Raw genomic sequence first — 16919 nt, forward strand, 5'->3', positions numbered from 1 at the left:
CGCATGAAGACCAACTTCGACCTCGAGCCGGGCATGACCACGTTCGGCGGCGTCTTCTATCCCACCGGCTACATGGTGCTGATGTTCGCCACCGTGGAGGACGCGCGCGCGGCCTGCCGCCGGCTCGACGAGCATGGACTGGAAGAAGAGGACCTGAGCCTTCTCCGCCCGGAGGAGTTCCTGCGGCAACTGCACGGCTGCCATGGCAGCGACGACGATGACCAGCTGCCCTCGGCGGGCACCGAAGCGGACACCGCGCGGCGGCTGTGCCACCTGGCACGGCAAGGCCATCATGCGCTGCTGGTGCACGCGCCGACCGCAAGGCAGTCGGCGCACGTGATGGAAGTGCTGAAGGACGCGCCGATCTCCTATGGGCAGAAGTATCGGCACCTGATCATCGAAGACCTGACTTAACCCATGTGCAGGCCACCGTTGACGGAGAAGTCCGCCCCGGTGGAATAGCCGCTCTCGTCCGAAGCCAGCCAGGCGATGATCGACGCGATCTCGCTCGGCTCGCCCAAGCGCTTGACGGGCACGGTGCCGACGATCTTGTCCAGGACGTCCTGGCGGATCGCCTTGACCATCTCGGTGCCGATGTAGCCCGGGCTGACGGTGTTGACCGTCACGCCCTTGGTCGCCATTTCCTGCGCCAGCGCCATCGTGAAGCCGTGCATGCCGGCCTTGGCGGCGGAGTAGTTGGTCTGGCCGGCCTGGCCCTTCTCGCCGTTCACCGAGGAGATGTTGATGATGCGGCCCCAGCCCTTTTCGACCATGTCGCCCACCACCTGCTTGGTGACGTTGAACATGGAGTTCAGGTTGGTCTCGATCACCGCGTCCCAGTCCTCGCGGGTCATCTTGATGAACATGCGGTCGCGGGTGATGCCCGCGTTGTTCACCAGCACGTCGACGCTGCCGTGCTCCGCCTTCGTCTTGGCGAAGGCGCCGACGGTGGAGTCCCAGTCGCCGACGTTGCCCACCGAGGCGTAGAAGGTGTAGCCAAGCTCCTTCTGCTCGCCCAGCCACTTGGTGAAGTCGCGGGTCGGGCCGCAGCCGGCGATCACCTTGAAGCCGTCCTTGTGGAGGCGCTGGCAGATCGCCGTGCCGATGCCACCCATGCCGCCGGTCACGTATGCCACTTTCTGGGCCATGTTCATTCCCCTTTCGCTGCCTGTTGCCTTCGTTTCATTCTGCGCGCTCAAGCGCGCTCCACGGCAAGGGAAACCCCCATGCCGCCGCCGATGCACAGGGCGGCCACGCCCTTCTTGGCGTCGCGGCGCTGCATCTCGTGCAGCAGGGTGACCAGGATGCGGGCGCCGGACGCGCCGATCGGGTGGCCGATGGCGATGGCGCCGCCATTGACGTTGACCTTGGACGGGTCGACGTCCAGCGCCTTGTTGACGGCACAGGCCTGGGCGGCGAAGGCTTCGTTCAGCTCGAACAGGTCGACGTCGGACGCCTTCCAGCCGGCGCGCTGCAGCGCCTTCTTGGTCGCCGGCACGGGGCCCATGCCCATGGTCTTGGGGTCGAGGCCGCTGGTGCCGAAGGCCTTAATCGTGGCCAGCGGCTTCAGGCCCAGTTCCTTGGCCTTCTTCGCGCTCATCACCACCACGGCGGCGGCGCCGTCGTTGATGCCGGACGCATTGCCGGCGGTCACGGTGCCGGCCTTGTCGAAGGCGGGCTTCAGGCCGGCCAGCGCTTCGGCGTTGGTCTTGCGGTTGATGAATTCGTCGGCGGCGAAGACGACCGGGTCGCCCTTCTTCTGCGGGATGGAGACCGGGATGATCTCGTCCTTGAACTTGCCGGCGTCCTGCGCGGCGGCGGCCTTCTGCTGGCTGCCCAGCGCCAGCGCGTCCTGCGCGGCGCGGTCGACGTTCTGTTCCTTGGCCACGTTCTCGGCCGTGACGCCCATGTGGTACTGGTTGTAGACGTCCCACAGGCCGTCGACGATCATCGTGTCCTGCATCTTCCAGTCGCCCATGCGCTGGCCGTCGCGCGAGCCCATCAGGACGTGCGGGGCGGCGCTCATGTTCTCCTGGCCGCCGGCGACCACGATGTCGGCATCGCCCCAGGCCACGGCCTGCGCGGCCAGCATCACGGCCTTGAGGCCGGAGCCGCAGACGGCGTTGATGGTCAGGCCCGGCACTTCCTTGGGCAGGCCGGCTTTCAGCAGGGCCTGGCGGGCGGGGTTCTGGCCGGCGCCGGCCGCGAGCACCTGGCCCATGATCACTTCGCCGACCTGCGCGGGGTCGACCTTGGCGCGGGCGAGCGCCTCCTTGATCACGATGGCACCGAGCTCGGTGGCGGGAATCTTGGCGAGCGAGCCGCCGAACTTGCCGACCGGCGTGCGGACGGCGGAAACGATGACGATGTCTTCCATGTGTCTCTCCAGGTGAATTCTGTGGGCGCGGACCTCAGGCCTTGGCTTTCACGTAGCGCCCAGGCGCCGGCTCGATGGCCTTGTATTTCGCGCCCTTGCCATAAGTCTTGGGCGCAGCAATTTGCTTGCCTGCATGCGACTTGAGCCAGCCCGACCACTCGGGCCACCAGCTGCCGGCGTGTTCCTTGGCGCCGGCCAGCCAGTCGTTGAAGCCATCGGGCAGCTTGTCGTTGGTCCAGTAGGAACGCTTGTTCTTGGCCGGCGGGTTGATCACGCCGGCAATGTGCCCCGACGCGCCCATCACGAACTTCTTCTTGCCCGGCAGGTGCTTCACCGAAGCGTAGGCACCGGTCACCGGCACGATGTGGTCCTCGCGCGAGCCGTACAGGAACACGGGAAGGTTGACCTTGCCCAGGTCCACCTGCGCGCCGGCCACCGTGAGCTTGCCCGGCTTGACCAGGTTGTTCTCCAGGTAGGTGTTGCGCAGGTACCAGGTGTACATGGGCCCGGGCAGGTTGGTGGAGTCGCTGTTCCAGTACAGCAGGTCGAAGGGCGGCGGCGTCTCGCCCTTCAGGTAGTTGCCCACCACGTAGTTCCATACCAGGTCGTTGGGTCGCAGGAAACTGAAGGTGGAGGCCAGCTCCTGGCCTTTCAACAGGCCGCCCTGCCCCAGCTGCATCTCGCGGAACTGCACGAAGGCGTCGTCGACGAAGACGTCGAGCACACCGGTGTCCTCGAAGTCGAGGAAGGTGGTGAGGAAGGTGGCCGAAGCCACCGGCTTTTCACCGCGCGCAGCCAGCACGGCCAGCGAAGTCCCCAGGATGGTGCCGCCCACGCAGAATCCCAGCGCGTTGATCTGCTTGGCGCCGGCGATGTCCTGCACCACCGAGATGGCCTTCAGCGCGCCGTCCTCGATGTAGTCGTCCCAGGTCTTGTCCTGGATGGTCGCATCGGGATTGCGCCAGCTCACCACGAAGGTGCGGTGGCCCTGCTCCACCGCGTAGCGGATCAGCGAGTTCTCCGGCTGCAAGTCGAGGATGTAGAACTTGTTGATGCAGGGCGGCACGAAGAGAAAGGGCTTCTCGTACACCTGCTTGGTAAGGGGTTTGTATTCGACCAGCTGGAACAGCTCGTTCTCGAACACCACGGCGCCCTCGGTGGTGGCCACGTTGCGGCCCACCTCGAAGGCGCTTTCGTCCGTCATGGAAACGTAGCCTTGCTGCAGGTCGGCCAGCAGGTTCTGCACGCCGCGGGCGATGCTCTCGCCCTTGGTCTCCAGCGCCTTCTGCTGCGCCTCGGCGTTCAGCGCCAGGAAGTTGCTGGGCGCCGAAGCCGCCAGCCACTGTTCGACCGCGAAGCGCAGGCGGGCCTTGACCTTGGGATCGGCGTCAGCCGCTTCGGCCATGCCCAGCAAGGTGCGCGCATTCAGGAGATAGACGGCGGCGGAGAAGCCCGCCACCGGGTTGCGGGCCCAGGCATCGTGGCCGAAGCGCTTGTCCTTGGTCTGCGGCGGCTGCAGGCCGCTGTTCCACAGTTCGCTGGCTTCGCGCACATAGGCTTCCTGCAGCTCGCGCATCTTTTCCGGCGCGAATTGCAGCGTGGGAAGGGCGCCGCCCGTGGGTGCGGCGTCCTGCATGGTCTGGAGCGCCTGGCCCCAGTACTTGCCGAGTTCCTGCTGGAACTGCTGGGCTGCCGCAGCCCAGTTGGCTTCAGAATTCATACCTATGTCTCCTGATGTCTTATTCGGGTCAACCCGAAGTATCACACCAAAAATGTTGCACTGCAACATGAAACTGGAGCGGCCGTGGTACTGCTGATTACCATCGTCGGCTGGCTCTACGTCGCGCTCATGATGGCGGTGGCCGAAGCGAGCGGTCCGCGAGGCAGCCTGCTCGGCGCCATCGTCACATTTTTACTCTATGGCGCGGGACCTGTGGCTTTAGTTGCCTACCTGATGGGACGGCCGGCACGCCGCAAGGCGCGCGAGCGGCGCGAGCGCGAAGCTCAGGCCGCCTCAGGCGAGCCAGGCACTGGCAGCGAAGCGGCCGCTGACCCGGTCGCGCCGGTGCGAAAAGAACCTTGAAGGATTCGTGACGGTGCACCATTCGGTGCTGCCGTCATTGCCGTGCGCGGCCGTGATGCCGAGCGCTTGCAAGCGCCGCCGCGCGAGAGCCGGCAGGTCCGCCAGCAACTTGCCCGGTGACGCGTGCGGCCGGAAGCAGGCGCCGGCACCGGCATCCTGCGTGAGAAAGGCATTGCGCACCTCTTGTCCCACTTCGAATGCATCGGGTCCGATGCAGGGGCCCAGCCATGCGAGCATGCGTTGCGGGTCGCTCTGCACTTGCGAAGCCATCGCGCGCCACAACGCTTCCAGCACGCCGCCCGCCAACCCGCGCCAGCCGCAATGCGCGGCGCCGACCACGCGGCCCCGCGCATCGGCCAGCAGCACCGGCAGGCAGTCGGCCACCATCATCGTGCAGGCGAGGCCGCGCTCGGTGGTCCAGCAAGCATCGGCCTCGGCGCCGTGCGGCGTCTGCGCATCCAGCCGCACCACGCTCTGCCCGTGCACCTGGTTCAGGAACACCGGCTTCGCCCGCAACTCCTGCGCATAGCGCGCACGGTTCTCGGCGACGGCCTCCTCACGGTCGCCCACATGGCCACCGAGGTTCAGCGTGTCATAAGGCGCCAGCGAGACGCCGCCCACGCGCGTGCTGCAGGCGGCGCGCACGCCTTGTGGCGCGGGCCAGTCGGGGATCAGCAACTCAGGCCTCGTTGTCGGGGCAGGCGGAGGGCTGCGCCTGCTGGAAGGCCGGGTGCTTCATGCAGGCGTCGAAGGCAGCCATCGTGCGCGTGAGCCCACCGAAGTCGACGTTGAAACGCTGCCCGTTGAAGATCTGCGGCACCAGGCAGCAGTCCGCCAGCGTGGGCTGGTCGCCGTAGCAATAGGTGGAGGCCGGCAGCTGCTGCAGCTCGCGCTCGAAGGCTTCCAGCCCGTCGCGCACCCAGTGCCGGTACCAGGCGTTCTTGGCTTCTTCATCCACCTTCAGGTCGCGCACCAGGTACTTCAGGACGCGCAGGTTGTTCAGCGGATGGATCTCGCAGGCGATGAGCTGCGCCAGCGAGCGGACCTGCGCGCGGCGGAACGGGTCCAGCGGCAGCAGGCGCGGCTGCGGGTGCATCTCGTCCAGGTATTCGATGATGGCCATCGACTGCGACAGGTGGCGGCCGTCGTCCAGCTCCAAGGTCGGCACCAGGCGCGATGGCGCGATGGCGGCGTACGACTCCTGCTTGTGCTCGCCCTTCACCAGGTGCACGGGCAGGTAGTCATAGGACAGGCCCTTGAGCGCGAGCGCGATGCGCACCCGGAACGAAGCGGAGGAGCGGAAGTAGTTGTACAGCTTCATGATCCTGCAAGGATAATCTTTCCGACAACGGCAGGAGACCAAGATGCTGCATCCCCAGGCCCAGGCGCTGCTGCGACTGATCGAGGAAAAGGGCGTTCCGCCCACCCACAGCCTCACGCCAGCCCAGGCACGCGCCTACTACCTGGAGCGGCGCACCTTCACCCAGCCCGACGCGCCTGCCGTGGCCGCGGTGCGCGACCTGGAAGCGCGCGGCCCCGCCGGGCCGATCCCGCTGCGCAGCTACCGGCCTGCCGGCAGCGCGGCCAGCGACGTGCTCGGCGTCCTGATGTACTTCCACGGCGGCGGCTGGGTGATCGGCGACCTCACGACCCACGATGTCCTTTGCCGCGAGCTGAGCAACCTGTCCGGCTGCGCCGTCATCGCGGTGGACTACCGGCTGGCGCCCGAGCACCGCTTCCCCGCCGCCTTCGACGACGCGTTCGCCGCCACGCGCTGGGTGCGGCAGAACGCCGCCGCGTTGAACATCGACCCGAAGCGCATCGCGGTCGGCGGCGACAGCGCCGGCGGCAACCTGGCTGCCGCGGTGGCGCTGGCCGCGCGCGCTGCGGGCGACCTGCCCCTCGCCTTCCAGCTCTTGATCTACCCCGCGACCGACCAGCGCCGTGGCTGGCCCTCGCACACCACCAACGGCCAGGGCTACCTGCTGACGAAGGACAGCATGGACTACTACCACGACCACTACCTCGTGGATGCCGAGCACGATCTCGATTGGCGCGCCTCCCCGCTGCTCGCCGCGAGCCACGCGAACCTGCCGCCCGCCTTCGTGCTCACCGCCGGCTACGACCCGCTGCGCGACGAGGGCCTGCAATACGCGCACGCGCTGTCGGCCGCCGGCACCCGCGCGACGCTGGTCAACTTCGAGCGCCAGGTCCACGGCTTCCTCTTGATGGGTCGGGTGCTGGACGAAGCGAACGATGCGGTGCGGCTGTGCGCGCAGCAGCTCAAGAACGCTCTGGCATGATGCCGGCCATGATTCTCGAACTTGCCGACATCCGCATCCAGCCCGGCCAGCAGGCCGCTTTCGACGAAGCCATCGAGCGCGGCGTGCGCACCGTCATCGCCAAGGCCAAGGGCTTCCAGGGCTTCAAGGTGAACAAGGGCGTCGAGTCGCCCGAGCGCTACATCCTGCAGATCTTCTGGGAGACGCTGGAGAACCACACCGTGGACTTCCGCCAGAGCCCCGCCTTCGCCGACTGGCGCGCCATCGTGGGCCCCTTCTTCGCGCAGCCGCCGCAGGTGGAACACTTCACGCTGGTGGCGAAGTCCTGAGTCCCCGGGTGTTCAGGAACACCGAGTAGAGCGACGTCGTCGCGCAGATGAACAGGCGGTTCAGCTTCGGCCCGCCGAAGCAGACGTTCGCCACGGTCTCCGGCACCCTCACCTTCCCGATCAGCGCGCCGTCCGGCGCGTAGCAGTGCACGCCATCGCCTGCGCTGGTCCACACGCGGCCGTCGACGTCGACGCGGAAGCCGTCGAACAGGCCGGCCGTGCACTCCGCCCACAGCTCCCCACCCGCCACCGTGCGTCCGCCCTCCTGCACCCGGAAGCGGCGGATGTGCCGCGGCCCGTTCGCCACGTGCGTCGCGCCGGTGTCGGCCACGTACAGCCACTGTTCGTCCGGCGAGAAGGCCAGGCCATTGGGCTGCACGAAGCCGCTCGCCACCCGGCTCACCGCGCCGGAATCGCCGTCGATGCGGTAGACGCAGCACTCGCCCAGCTCACTGGGCGCGGCGTCGCCTTCATAGTCGCTGTCGATGCCGTAGCTGGGGTCGGAGAACCAGATGCTGCCATCCGACTTCACCACCAGATCGTTCGGCGAATTGAAGCGCTTGCCCTCGAAGCGGTCGGCCAGCACGACCCGCTTGCCATCGTGCCCGGTGCGCGACACGCAGCGGCCCCGGTGCTCGCAGGACACCAGCCGGCCCTGCTGGTCCACCGTGTGCCCGTTGGTGTTCATCGCCGGCTGCCGGAACACCGACACCGAGCCGTCGGTCTCGTCCCAGCGCAGCATGCGGTCATTGGGAATGTCGGACCACACCAGGTAGCGGCCGGCCGCGAACCACGCCGGTCCTTCGGCCCAGCGGCAGCCGGTGAAGAGCTTTTCCAGGTGCACGTTGCCGAAGGCCAGGCGCGCGAAGCGTTCGTCGAGCACCTCGAAGCTGGCGGAGAGTTCGATGGCCATGGGGACCTCCTCAGGCGGAATGGCGCTGGCCGCGCCCGTACACCAGCAGCATCGCGATGATCACCACGCCGTAGGCGACCTGGCGGCCCATCTCCGGGATCTGCATCACGGACAGGATGGACTGCAGCAGCGTGATCAGCACGACGCCAACCACCGTGCCGGGATAGGAACCACGGCCGCCCAGGATGTGCGTGCCGCCCAGCACCACCGCGGCGATCGCCGGCAGCTGGTAAGCATCGCCCATGGCCTGGTAAGCCTTGGTCGAATAGCCGGTCAGCAACACGCCGGCCGCGGCCGAACAGGCGCCGGCGATCACGAAGCACAGCATCGTGACGCGCCGCGTGGCGATGCCGGAAAGGTAGGCGGCCCGCTCGCGGTTGCCCACCGCATAGACCGCCCTTCCGAAGGCCGTGCGATGCAGCAGGAACAGCGTCGCCGCGCCGACCACGGCCCACACCAGCAACGCATTGGGAATCCCCAGGAAAGAGCGGCCGGTGGCGATGAGGTGCATCACCGGCGTGGCGCGGTCCTGCGGCGCGAAGCCACCGGTGTGCACCACGATCAGCCCCTGCGCCACCGCGTTGATGCCCAGCGTGAAGATCATCGAGGGCACGCGCAGGTAGGCCACGCCGATGCCGTTGACCAGCCCGAAGACCGCCCCGCACAAGATGCCGAAGGGAATGGCAAACGCCGCCCCCGCACCCTGCCACCAGCCCGCGGCGGCCGCCGACATCATGCCGCCCACGGTCACCAGCCAGGGCACCGAGAGGTCGATGCCGCCCAGCAGGATCACCAGCATCGCGCCGGTGGCGATGATGCCGAGGAAGGACGCAATCTGCAGTTGCAGCAGCAGGTATTCCGGCGAGAGGAAGTTGCGCGAATAGAGGCTGCCGACGAGCAGCAGCGCCAGCGTGCACAGTGCGCCGGCCAGGACCGGCAGGTGGCGGGAGGCTCGCACTCTCAGAGCAATGGCGGTCATGCGGGCCTCAGCGGAACAGCGCGAGCCGGTTGCCCACGCGCAGCAGCCCGATCGAGCCGAAGCTCACGGCCACCAGCAGGATCACGCCCTGGAACAGCGGCTGCCACAGCGGCTCCAGGTCGAACACGAACAGCAGGTCACCGATGGTGCGCAACACGAAGGCGCCGAAGATCGATCCGATGGCGCTGCCGCTGCCACCGGCCAGCGCCGTGCCGCCGATGACGACGGCGGCGATCGAATTGAGCGTGTAGACGCCGCCGATGGCCGATGAAGCCTCGCCCGAGTAAGTGACGAAGGTCAGCAGCAAGCCGCCGATCGCGGACAGCAAGCCGGCCAGCGTGTAGGTGACGAGGATCGTGCGCCCCATGGCGACACCGGACATGTAGCTGGCCGTTTCCGAGGAGCCGATCGCCAGCGCCGCCCTGCCCGTCACGCTGCGCCGGAACGGCACCCACACCAGCAGCACCACGACCAGCAGCACCAGCAGCATCGCCGGTGCGCCGCCGGGCAAGGACCCGGTCAGCGCATCGGCCAGGCCCGCATGCACCTCGCCGCCGGGCACCGGCCGCAGGCCCAGCGCCAGCCCGAAGTAGACGATGCCGGTCGCCAGGGTCGTGATGATCGGCTGCAGCCGCCCGTAGACGATGATGACGCCGTTGACCAGCCCGCACAGCGCGCCGGCCGCCAGCACCACCACGACGCCCAGCGTGGCGTGCAGCCCGCTGCCCACCACGAGGTGCGAAGCCAGGCAGTTGGCCAGCACGAACACCATGCCGGCGGACAGATCGATGCCACCGGTCAGCACCGCCAGCGTCTGCGCCATGGCCACGATCGCCAGCAACACGCCCTTGTTCGCAGCCGTCGACAGCACGGCGGCGTCCCAGCCGACCGGGTGCTTGGCGATGTACAGCGAGAACAGCGCGGTGAACAGCGCCACCGCACCCAGCGTGCCGCGCTGTTCTCGCAGCCGCCACCCCCAGTCGCCTTGCATCATGCGGCCGCCTCCTCCAGATTGAGCGCGCTGGCCACGAGCGCACGTTCGGTCAGTGCTGTGCCTTCCAGCCAGCGGACGATGCGCCCGCCGTAGAACACCGCGACGCGGTCGCAGCAGCCGATCAGCTCGGCGTAGTCGGTCGAATACAGCAGCACTGCCGCACCTTCCGCCGCCAGCTCGCGCACCAGCGCATAGATCTCCTGCTTGGTGCCGACGTCGATGCCGCGCGTGGGATCGTTCAGCAGCAGGATGCGCGGCGCGGCCAGCAGCCACTTGCCGATCACCACCTTCTGCTGGTTGCCGCCGGACAGCGTGCCGACGGCGTCATCCACGTCCGCCACCTTGATGCCCAGCCGCCGCACCATGCCGGCCACCGCGTCCCGCTCCGCGCTGGCGACCAGCACGCCGGCGCGGCTCAGGCGGTCCAGCGCCGCCAGGCTGAGGTTGTCGTTCACCGACATCGGCAGCAGCAGGCCGTCGGTCTTGCGGTCTTCCGGCACCAGCGCGATGCCCAGTTCGCGCGATTTCGCGCGCCGGGGACCGCGCACGCGCACGGGCGCGCCAGCCACCCGCACTTCGCCAGCCACGCCGCGCAACACGCCGAACAGGGCGAGGAACAATTCACGCTGGCCCTGCCCGTCGAGGCCGCCCAGGCCGACGATCTCGCCGGGCCGCACGGCCAGGTCGATGGCGTGCAGCCGTCCGGCCCACGACAGCGCTCGCGTTTCGAGCGCCGGCTTCAGATCCGCCGGCGGTGCCGCGGGCTTGGGCGGGAAGGCATGGGCGATGTCGCGGCCGATCATCATCTCCACCACCTGCGCATCGCTGCGCGTGCCCGCTTCGAAGGTCGCGACGCGCGTGCCGTTGCGGAACACCGAGCAGTCGTCGGCCAGTTCCGCGATCTCGTGCATGCGGTGCGAGATGTAGACGATGGCCAGGCCCTCGGAACGCAGGCGCCGCAGCAGCGCGAACACCCGTGCAACGTCGGCGGCCGCCAGCGCGGACGTCGCTTCATCGAGCACCAGGATGCGCGGGTCGCGCGCCAGCGCCTTGGCGATCTCCACCAGCTGCCGCCGCGACAGCGGCAAGGTAGCCACCGGCGCCAGCGGGTGGATGTCCTCCGCGCCGGCGCGCGCCAGCGCCGCCTCGGCCATGCGTCGTTGGGCGCGTCTATCGATCAGCCCGAAACGGCGCGGCGCATTGGTGATGCAGATGTTGTCCGCCACGCTCAGGTCCGGCAGCAGCGAAAGCTCCTGGAAGATCGTGGCGATGCCCGCCGCCACCGCATCCTGCGGATGCGCGAAGCGCCGCTCCTGCCCCTGCAGCACGAGGCGCCCTTCGTCCGGCTGCACCACGCCGGCCATCACCTTGATCAGCGTCGACTTGCCGGCGCCGTTCTCGCCCAGCAGCGCGTGGATGCGCCCGCTGTCGCAGGCGAAGCTCGCGCGCTCCAGCGCGCGGACCCCGCCATAGCGCTTGGAGACTTCGACCAGCTGCAGGACCGGTTGCAAGGGCCGGCCCGCCTCAGTTGTTCTTCTCGTCCTTCGACATGATGTCGGTGGCCTTGAGGTTCACGCCGCAAGGCGGGAAATCGTTGGTGGTGAAGAAGTTGTCGGTGAGCTTGGGGAAGTAGTTGACGTCCGCCTTGAAGTCCGGGTGCGTCGCCGTCGGGATGGGCACCGAGATCATCTGCGGCATCACCTTGCCCTGCAGCGCCGTCACCGCGGCCTTCATCGAGATGGCCACCAGCCCTGGCGACTGCCCCAGCGAAGCGCAGACCAGGCCCTCCTTGGCGCGCTCGGCGCACAGCTTGCGGAAGCCGTTCTCGGCCTCGCCCGCCACCGGGATCATCTTGTGCTTGGCGTCGATCAGCGCCCGCACCGCTCCGGTGGAACCGCCCTGCACGAACATGCCGTCGAAGCTCTTGTGCACGGCCACCGCGTCGGCCACGGCCTTCTGCGCCGTGCCGTCGTCCCAGTTGCCCACCACTTCGACCACCTCGAACTTGTTGCCCGGCGCCTCCACCACCTTGCGGAAGCCCAGGTGGCGGTCGCGGTCCACCGAGTTGCCCGGCACGCCGCGCACTTCCAGCAGCTTGCCGCTCTTGGACGGGATGTTCTTCACGACCCACTCGCCCGACTGCTGGCCCATGGCGAGCTGGTCCTCGTTGACCATCATCACCTCGTTGCTGTCCAGGACGTTGTCGAAGGGCACCAGCACCACGCCCTTGGCATTGGCGCGCTTGATCACCGGCGCGAAGGCGGTGGGGTTCACCGCGATGGTGACGATGGCGTCGTAGCCGGAATTGATGAAGTTGTCGATCGCCGCGATCTGCGCCGCCACGTCGGTGCCGGTGGAGACGATCTTGAACTCCTTGATCTGCGAGGCCATCTCCGGCGTGGCCGCGTAGGCCTTGGCCATCTTGATCATCTGGATGCGCCACGTGTTGCCGACGAAGCCGTTGGCCAGGGCGATGCGGTACGGGCCCTTCTTGGCGGGCCACTGGAAGTACTTGGTGCTGGCGTCCCAGGGCTTGAAGCAGGACGGGTTCTCGCCGGGACCGGAGACCACGTTGGGGCCGGCCGCCAGGGCGGCCGAAGACGCAAGGAATGCCGCAACCGCGGCCGCGATGCCAGTGCGTGAGCTCATGCTGTCTCCTTGGTGGGATGTGCTCCATGGCACTTCCGGCCATGGGCTGGAACTACGCCGCGCACCCCGCGCATCTCCGGACGGCAGGCTGCCAATTCATCATACGATCACACGAATGGGCAGGCATGGGGCTTTCCCGTGCTGAGCTGTCAGGCGTCGGGGGCCGGCTCCTCCTGGTGGCCCGCGACCAGGCGATCGAGCAGCGCCATCAGCTGTTCGCGCTCGCCCGCATCGAGCGGGTCCAGGATGCGCTGCTGCACCTTGGCCACGGGCCGGCGCATCTTCTGCGCCGTCTCCGCGCCGAGCGGCGTCACCCACAGCAGCTTGCGGCGGCGGTCGGCCGCGTCCGGTTCGCGCCGCACCCAGCCGCGGGCTTCCAGCCGCCCGATCACCGAGCCGAAGGTGGCAGGATCGAAGGCCACCTTGCGCGCCAGCGTGACCTGGTCCTCGCCCGGGTCTTCCAGCAGCGCGTTGAGGATGGAAAACTGCACGGGCGTCACGTCGAAGCCGGAGGTTTCCTCCATGAAGATCGCCCACGACAGCTGGTGCGCGCGCCGGATCAGGTGGCCGGGCGCGGTCCGGAAATCGAAGCTCTTCGTCATGCAGTCCAGTGTAGCTTGCCCCCCGCAAATTTCTATGTATGCTTAGCATCTCGCATGACCCACACCTACATCACTGAACCCAGCCGGCAGCTGCCGGTGTATGGCGAGTACGACGTCGTCGTGCTCGGAGGCGGACCGGCCGGCATCGCCGCCGCCGTTGCCGCGGCCCGCGCCGGCCGCAAGACCCTGCTGGTGGAACGTTACGGCTTCCTCGGCGGCATGGGCACCGCCGCCGGCGTCACCAACTTCTGCGGCCTGCACGCCAACGTCGAAGGCAACATCCGCCAGGTGGTGCACGGCGTGGCCGACCAGCTGCTGCAGCGCATAGACCGCCTCGGCGGCCTCAACCAGCCGCACGGCCTGTTCGGCAAGACCGTGGCCCAGGCCTACGACACCGCGGCCTACAAGATCGCGGCCGACGACCTGATGCTGTCGGCGGGCGTGGACATCCTGTTCCACGCGCTCGGCGCCGGCGTGCTGATGGACGGGCCTCGCGTCACCGGCCTGCTGGTGGAAACCAAGTCCGGCCGGCAAGCGGTGCTGGGGCGCGCCTTCGTCGACGCCTCCGGCGACGGCGACCTCGCCGCCTGGGCCGGCGCGCCCTACGCCAAGGGCGACGGCCACGGCAACATGCTGTACCCGTCGACGATGTTCCGTCTGAACGGCATCAACCCCGAGCGTGCCGGCAAGGCCTGGGAAGTGATTCCCAAGCTGATGCTGCAGGCCGAAGCCGAGGGCCGCTACAAGTTCCCGCGCAAGACGCCCATCGTGCGGCCGCAGAAGAGCGGCATCGAATGGCGCGTCAACCTCACGCAGCTCGCCAACCGCGAAGGCAACGCCATGGACGGCACCGACGCGCGCGAGCTCACCGACGCCGAGATCCTGGGCCGCCGGCAGATCGCCGAAGTGGCCGGCTTCCTGCGCGAGGTGCCCGGCTTCGAGAGCGCCTACATCGTCGACATCGCGCCGCAGGTGGGCATTCGGGAGACGCGGCGCATCACCGGCCTGTACGAACTGACCGAAGCCGACGTGCTCGGTTGCGCCGACTTCGACGACACCATCGGCGTCAACGGCTGGCCGCTGGAGCTGCACCTGAAGGGCGACGTGGAGTTCCGCTGGACCCCGCCGGGCAGCCGCGGCTTCAACCAGCTGCCCTATCGCATGGTCGTACCGCAGGGCCTGGACAACGTCTGGGTCGCGGGCCGCTGCGCTTCGATGAGCCACGAGGCGCAATCGGCCGCGCGCGTCACCGGCGCCTGCTTCGTCATGGGCGAAGCCGCCGGCATCGCCGCCGACCTGGCGCTCGCCAACCAGCAGACCGCGGCCGGCATCGACGTCGCGAAGCTGCAGCAGCGCCTGGAAAAGGAAGGCGCCTACCTCGGTCGGACCTGGTAAGAGGAAACACGATGGACACGCGCCAGCAGCTGTATCGCGACATGGACCCGCACAACCTCACGCCGCTGTGGGAGGTGCTGCATGCCCTGGTGCCGCCGCGGCCGAACACGCCCTGCATTCCGGCGCTGTGGAAGTACGACGAGGTGCGGCCTTTCCTGCTGCGCGCCGGCGCAGCGATCACGGCGGAAGAAGCCGTGCGGCGTGTCCTGATCCTCGAGAACCCGAAGCTGCGCGGCCAGTCGGCCGCCACGCAGTCGCTTTACGCCGGCCTGCAGCTGATCCTGCCGGGCGAGATCGCACCCAGCCATCGCCACACGCAAAGCGCCTTGCGCTTCATCGTCGAAGGCTCGGGCGCCTGGACCGCGGTGGACGGCGAGCGCACGACGATGCGCCCGGGCGACTTCATCATCACGCCTTCGTGGACCTGGCACGACCACGGCAGCGAGGCCGACGGCCCGGTGGTCTGGCTCGATGGCCTGGACATCCCGATGGTCCGCTTCTTCGATGCCGGCTTCGCGCAGAACAGCGTGGGCCGCTCGCAGCAGGTGGCGCGGCCCGAGGGCACCAGCTTCTCCCGCTTCGGCCACAACATGGCGCCGGTGCGGCACGAGGCGCCTTATGGCGCCACCTCGCCGATCTTCAGCTATCCCTACGAGCGCAGCCGCGAAGCACTGGAGCAGCTGGAGCGGCAGGCTCCGGTGGACGAATGGGATGGCGTCAAGCTGCGCTACGTGAATCCGCTGACCGGCGGCTCGCCGATGCCGACGATGGCGACCTTCCTGCAGAAGCTGCCCAAGGGCTTCAGCGGCAAGCCCTGGCGCCAGACCGATGGCGCGGTCTACAGCGTGGTCGAAGGTTCGGGCGAAGTGCTCATCACGCACGGCGGGGAGGAATGGCGCTACGCCTTTGGCCCGCGCGATCATTTCGTGGTGCCGTCGTGGCACACTGCCCGGCTGGCATCCGGCCCCGGCTGCGTGCTGTTCAGTTTTTCCGATCGCCCGGTCCACCAGGCCCTGGGCATCCACACCGAAGAAAGGTTGTCATGAGCTACGTCTTCCAACCCGCCCCGGCCGCCAGCGTGCCGGTGGTCGGCCGCGCCGAGCGTTTCCCGATCCACCGCATCTACTGCGTCGGGCGCAACTACGTGGAGCATGCCAAGGAGATGGGCTTCACCGGCCGCGAACCGCCCTTCTTCTTCCTGAAGCCGGCCGACGCCGCGCTGGTCGTACCCACCGGCGAATCCGGCACCATGCCATACCCCAGCCTCACCAAGGACCTGCACCACGAGATCGAGCTGGTGGTCTGCATCGGCAAGGGCGGCAAGAACATCAAGGCCGCCGACGCCAAGAGCCACATCTACGGCTACGCCGTGGGCCTGGACATGACGCGCCGCGACCTGCAGGGCGAGATGAAGAAGCAGGGCCGCCCCTGGTGCATCGGCAAGGGCTTCGACCACTCCGCGCCCATCGGCCCGATCGTCGAAGCGGCCAAGGCCGGCGACGTCGAGAACGCCGAGATCTGGCTGCAGGTCAATGGCCAGGACCGCCAGCGCAGCACGGTCAGCAAGCTGATCTGGAACATCGCCGAAACCATCGAGCACCTGTCGGCCGCCTGGGAACTGCAGCCCGGCGACCTGATCTTCTCCGGCACGCCCGAAGGCGTGGCGGCGGTGGTCGCCGGCGACACGCTGGTGGGCGGCGTGGCCGGCGTTGGCGAGCTGAAGGTCAAGATCGCCTAGCCGGTAAACTGGCAGCTTGTTCCGCACTCCCATCAAGCATTGCCGCAACTGCGGCACCGCGGTCGTGTACCGCATTCCGGACGACGGCGACACGCACGAGCGTGCCGTCTGCCCGGCGTGCGACACCATCCACTACGAGAATCCCCTGAACGTGGTGGGCACCGTGGCCTACCTCGGCGACAAGGTGTTGCTGTGCAAGCGCAACATCGAACCGCGCTGGGGCAAGTGGACGCTGCCCGCCGGCTTCATGGAGCTGGGTGAAAGCACCGAGCAGGGCGCGGTGCGCGAGACCACCGAAGAAGCCGGAGCGCAGATCGCGGTCGACGGCCTGTTCACCGTGATCAGCGTGCCGCGCGTGGGCCAGGTCCACCTGTTCTACCGGGCACGGCTATTGAGCGAGGTGTTCGACCCCGGCTTCGAGACGCTGGAAGCCCGCATGTTCGCCGAGCACGAGATCCCGTGGGAGGAGATCGCCTTCCGCACGGTGAAGGAGACGCTGGAGCACTTCTTCCGGGATCGGGCACGCGGGGAGTTCGGCGTGCACAACTTCGACATCGTCTAACGCGCGGCGCACCCGG

The 16919-nt window shown here is 68.2% G+C and carries 19 protein-coding genes; 8 read left to right on the plus strand and 11 right to left on the minus strand.

Annotation, left to right across the window (positions count from 1 at the left end; translation table 11 throughout):
• Window positions 1-3 precede the first annotated feature (3 nt).
• Window positions 4-414 (plus strand): RNA-binding protein, encoded by a 411-nt coding sequence (locus HHL11_RS19180; protein WP_169420187.1) that lies wholly within the window; start codon window positions 4-6, stop codon window positions 412-414.
• Here the strand turns inward: HHL11_RS19180 and phbB are convergent.
• The 3 genes from phbB to phaC are packed head-to-tail and all read right to left on the minus strand — an operon-like array spanning window position 411 to window position 4097.
• A complete protein-coding gene (phbB, locus tag HHL11_RS19185) occupies window positions 411-1148 on the minus strand; it encodes an acetoacetyl-CoA reductase (RefSeq protein ID WP_169420188.1) in 738 nt (245 codons plus the stop codon). The two genes, HHL11_RS19180 and phbB, sit on opposite strands and share 4 nt — an antisense overlap.
• 47 nt (window positions 1149-1195) lie before the next feature.
• Window positions 1196-2377 carry an acetyl-CoA C-acetyltransferase gene (locus HHL11_RS19190; protein ID WP_169420189.1) on the minus strand — a complete coding sequence of 394 codons (1182 nt, stop codon included), beginning with the start codon at window positions 2375-2377 and terminating at the stop codon, window positions 1196-1198.
• A gap of 34 nt (window positions 2378-2411) precedes the next feature.
• A complete protein-coding gene (gene phaC, locus HHL11_RS19195) occupies window positions 2412-4097 on the minus strand; it encodes a class I poly(R)-hydroxyalkanoic acid synthase (RefSeq protein ID WP_169420190.1) in 1686 nt (561 codons plus the stop codon).
• Window positions 4098-4187: 90 nt separating this feature from the next.
• Between phaC and HHL11_RS19200 the strand changes: the two genes are divergently transcribed.
• On the plus strand, window positions 4188-4460 hold the full coding sequence (locus HHL11_RS19200; RefSeq protein WP_169421180.1) for a hypothetical protein: 273 nt from the start codon (window positions 4188-4190) through the stop codon (window positions 4458-4460).
• Here the strand turns inward: HHL11_RS19200 and pgeF are convergent.
• A complete protein-coding gene (gene pgeF, locus HHL11_RS19205) occupies window positions 4392-5138 on the minus strand; it encodes a peptidoglycan editing factor PgeF (RefSeq protein WP_205964491.1) in 747 nt (248 codons plus the stop codon). The two genes, HHL11_RS19200 and pgeF, sit on opposite strands and share 69 nt — an antisense overlap.
• 1 nt (window position 5139) lies before the next feature.
• Window positions 5140-5781 (minus strand): maleylacetoacetate isomerase, encoded by a 642-nt coding sequence (maiA, locus tag HHL11_RS19210; RefSeq protein ID WP_169420191.1) that lies wholly within the window; start codon window positions 5779-5781, stop codon window positions 5140-5142.
• Between the two features lie 43 nt (window positions 5782-5824).
• Here maiA and HHL11_RS19215 point away from each other — a divergent pair, with 43 nt between their 5' ends.
• Together HHL11_RS19215 and HHL11_RS19220 are read left to right on the plus strand one after the other, a co-directional pair.
• Window positions 5825-6763 (plus strand): alpha/beta hydrolase, encoded by a 939-nt coding sequence (locus HHL11_RS19215; RefSeq protein ID WP_169420192.1) that lies wholly within the window; start codon window positions 5825-5827, stop codon window positions 6761-6763.
• Between the two features lie 8 nt (window positions 6764-6771).
• Window positions 6772-7071: an antibiotic biosynthesis monooxygenase family protein gene (locus HHL11_RS19220; protein ID WP_169420193.1), complete on the plus strand. Its 300-nt coding sequence runs from the start codon at window positions 6772-6774 to the stop codon at window positions 7069-7071.
• Here HHL11_RS19220 and HHL11_RS19225 read toward each other — a convergent pair.
• From HHL11_RS19225 to HHL11_RS19250, 6 genes are all read right to left on the minus strand, one after another.
• Entirely contained in the window at window positions 7049-7984 is a 936-nt protein-coding gene (locus HHL11_RS19225) for an SMP-30/gluconolactonase/LRE family protein (RefSeq protein WP_169420194.1), read from the minus strand. The genes HHL11_RS19220 and HHL11_RS19225 overlap by 23 nt on opposite strands.
• A 10-nt stretch (window positions 7985-7994) precedes the next feature.
• On the minus strand, window positions 7995-8963 hold the full coding sequence (locus tag HHL11_RS19230) for an ABC transporter permease (RefSeq protein WP_169420195.1): 969 nt from the start codon (window positions 8961-8963) through the stop codon (window positions 7995-7997).
• A gap of 7 nt (window positions 8964-8970) precedes the next feature.
• A complete protein-coding gene (locus tag HHL11_RS19235) occupies window positions 8971-9957 on the minus strand; it encodes an ABC transporter permease (protein WP_240980340.1) in 987 nt (328 codons plus the stop codon).
• Complete coding sequence (locus HHL11_RS19240) at window positions 9954-11468, minus strand: sugar ABC transporter ATP-binding protein (protein WP_169420196.1); 1515 nt, start codon at window positions 11466-11468, stop codon at window positions 9954-9956. The genes HHL11_RS19235 and HHL11_RS19240 overlap by 4 nt, the downstream gene beginning before the upstream one ends.
• Window positions 11469-11481: 13 nt before the next feature.
• A complete protein-coding gene (locus tag HHL11_RS19245) occupies window positions 11482-12606 on the minus strand; it encodes a sugar ABC transporter substrate-binding protein (protein WP_169420197.1) in 1125 nt (374 codons plus the stop codon).
• A 149-nt stretch (window positions 12607-12755) separates the two neighbouring features.
• Window positions 12756-13208 (minus strand): MarR family winged helix-turn-helix transcriptional regulator, encoded by a 453-nt coding sequence (locus tag HHL11_RS19250; protein ID WP_169420198.1) that lies wholly within the window; start codon window positions 13206-13208, stop codon window positions 12756-12758.
• Window positions 13209-13262: 54 nt separating this feature from the next.
• Between HHL11_RS19250 and HHL11_RS19255 the strand changes: the two genes are divergently transcribed.
• From HHL11_RS19255 to HHL11_RS19270, 4 genes are read left to right on the plus strand one after another with little or no spacing between them, the layout of a single operon-like run.
• Entirely contained in the window at window positions 13263-14603 is a 1341-nt protein-coding gene (locus tag HHL11_RS19255; protein WP_169420199.1) for an FAD-dependent oxidoreductase, read from the plus strand.
• Window positions 14604-14614: 11 nt separating this feature from the next.
• Entirely contained in the window at window positions 14615-15649 is a 1035-nt protein-coding gene (gene gtdA / locus HHL11_RS19260) for a gentisate 1,2-dioxygenase (protein ID WP_169420200.1), read from the plus strand.
• Window positions 15646-16341 carry a fumarylacetoacetate hydrolase family protein gene (locus HHL11_RS19265; protein ID WP_169420201.1) on the plus strand — a complete coding sequence of 232 codons (696 nt, stop codon included), beginning with the start codon at window positions 15646-15648 and terminating at the stop codon, window positions 16339-16341. Before gtdA ends, HHL11_RS19265 begins: the two co-directional genes overlap by 4 nt.
• A 16-nt stretch (window positions 16342-16357) precedes the next feature.
• Entirely contained in the window at window positions 16358-16903 is a 546-nt protein-coding gene (locus tag HHL11_RS19270) for an NUDIX hydrolase (protein ID WP_169420202.1), read from the plus strand.
• Window positions 16904-16919 lie beyond the last annotated feature (16 nt).

The sequence above is a fragment of the Ramlibacter agri genome, assembly GCF_012927085.1.
Lineage (GTDB): Bacteria > Pseudomonadota > Gammaproteobacteria > Burkholderiales > Burkholderiaceae_C > Ramlibacter > Ramlibacter agri.

Coding starts and splice junctions, on each gene's coding strand:
- HHL11_RS19180 (WP_169420187.1), top strand. CDS start 4: ATGAAGACCAACTTCGACCTCGAGCCGGGCATGACCACGTTCGGCGGC.
- HHL11_RS19255 (WP_169420199.1), top strand. CDS start 13,263: ATGACCCACACCTACATCACTGAACCCAGCCGGCAGCTGCCGGTGTAT.
- HHL11_RS19225 (WP_169420194.1), bottom strand. CDS start 7,984: ATGGCCATCGAACTCTCCGCCAGCTTCGAGGTGCTCGACGAACGCTTC.
- phbB (WP_169420188.1), bottom strand. CDS start 1,148: ATGGCCCAGAAAGTGGCATACGTGACCGGCGGCATGGGTGGCATCGGC.
- gtdA (WP_169420200.1), top strand. CDS start 14,615: ATGGACACGCGCCAGCAGCTGTATCGCGACATGGACCCGCACAACCTC.
- HHL11_RS19245 (WP_169420197.1), bottom strand. CDS start 12,606: ATGAGCTCACGCACTGGCATCGCGGCCGCGGTTGCGGCATTCCTTGCG.
- HHL11_RS19215 (WP_169420192.1), top strand. CDS start 5,825: ATGCTGCATCCCCAGGCCCAGGCGCTGCTGCGACTGATCGAGGAAAAG.
- HHL11_RS19235 (WP_240980340.1), bottom strand. CDS start 9,957: ATGATGCAAGGCGACTGGGGGTGGCGGCTGCGAGAACAGCGCGGCACG.
- HHL11_RS19220 (WP_169420193.1), top strand. CDS start 6,772: ATGATTCTCGAACTTGCCGACATCCGCATCCAGCCCGGCCAGCAGGCC.
- phaC (WP_169420190.1), bottom strand. CDS start 4,097: ATGAATTCTGAAGCCAACTGGGCTGCGGCAGCCCAGCAGTTCCAGCAG.
- maiA (WP_169420191.1), bottom strand. CDS start 5,781: ATGAAGCTGTACAACTACTTCCGCTCCTCCGCTTCGTTCCGGGTGCGC.
- HHL11_RS19265 (WP_169420201.1), top strand. CDS start 15,646: ATGAGCTACGTCTTCCAACCCGCCCCGGCCGCCAGCGTGCCGGTGGTC.
- HHL11_RS19230 (WP_169420195.1), bottom strand. CDS start 8,963: ATGACCGCCATTGCTCTGAGAGTGCGAGCCTCCCGCCACCTGCCGGTC.
- HHL11_RS19190 (WP_169420189.1), bottom strand. CDS start 2,377: ATGGAAGACATCGTCATCGTTTCCGCCGTCCGCACGCCGGTCGGCAAG.
- HHL11_RS19250 (WP_169420198.1), bottom strand. CDS start 13,208: ATGACGAAGAGCTTCGATTTCCGGACCGCGCCCGGCCACCTGATCCGG.